This window comes from Bartonella sp. AA1HLJMS (genome assembly GCF_042197445.1).
Taxonomy (GTDB): Bacteria; Pseudomonadota; Alphaproteobacteria; order Rhizobiales; family Rhizobiaceae; genus Bartonella.
Map to the genome: position 1 here is coordinate 1 of NZ_JBHIRW010000191.1, position 1,287 is coordinate 1,287.

Annotated in this window: 1 pseudogene; it reads right to left on the reverse strand. The window is 41.0% G+C overall.

The window, feature by feature from the left end:
* Positions 1-1,287, reverse strand: a pseudogene (locus ACFIQE_RS10505) (adhesin); the annotation flags it as partial.

The window sequence follows — 1,287 nt, forward strand, 5'->3', positions numbered from 1 at the left end:
GCTACAAAGGCATGTGCAGTGTCGCTCCAATTCAAGGAATCACTCTTTGCTTCAGCAATATCTTTGCTAATTTCATCCTTAATATTCGTGATAGAATTATTCACATTCGCGAAAGAAGTTCCTACACCAGCAAATGCTTCCGATACAGTATCATACTTCTTCTCTTCAACTTTAGTACCATCCTCATTAACGATCTTAACTTTGAAACTTGGAGCCGTCCAAGCGCCACCTGCATAACTAGCATCACCACCTAAAGACTGCGCAACACTGTTACCTAGAGCATATAGCTGATTTCCTGTTACAGCATCGCTTGAGTCTTTAGTGATATCCCCATTTGCAAGCGACGTTATCTTGCTGTTCGTCTTGCTTTCCTTGTACCCATGCTTGGCTACAAACGCCTCTGCGTCCTTATTCCACAACAGCGCATCGCCTTGGACAGATTCTGTGATATTCGTGACTTTGTCATTAAAGTCTTTAACCACATTCGTGAAAGAATTACCAACACCTGAAAGAGCTTCTGAAACACTATCGTACTCAGCTTCTTCTGATGTGCCATCTTCTTTAAGGTGTGTAACTTTAAATCTAGGCAACAACCATTGATTTTTCTCATACTTAGCATCACCGTTTAAGTACGATGCAAGATCTTTTCCTAAGGAATAAAATTGGGAGCCATTTACTGCATCTGTAGATTCTTTCGTAATATCTCCTGCCGCAAGGAACTTAATCTTGCTATTTGTCTTTGCACCGTCTTTTCCTCCATGCAAGGCTACAAAGGATTTTTCACCCTCGCTCCATGATAAAGAATCTTGTGCAACTCCTTCTGAGACTTCCTTAATCCGTGCATTCACATTTTTGATATTCTCATCAAGACCAGTAAATGCACTACCAACATTATCAAAAGAGCCATTTGTTATATTACCAGCTGTATCAACCTTGGATAACTTGTAGGTTGGTCCTGTAAACGTACCCTCAACAAATTTTGCATCGCCACCAAGGAATTTAGCTACATTCTGAGAAATCGTGTTGATCTGACTACCATTAACCGCATCATGTGAACTCTCACCAATGGCACCATCTTTTACATTATGAAGTGCAACTGGTCCTGCATCCTTACCTTTACCTAAAGTCACACTCGTGTAATCAATGCCGCCATTCTCACCCTCTTTTTTATCGTAATGAACAACAGCCGAGCCATCTGACTGAAGGCTGGTAGAAAGATCCTTCAAACCTTTATCAAGCTGACCTTTGTTAACAGCTTCATTATCCTTTGTTGCTTCACCAACACCT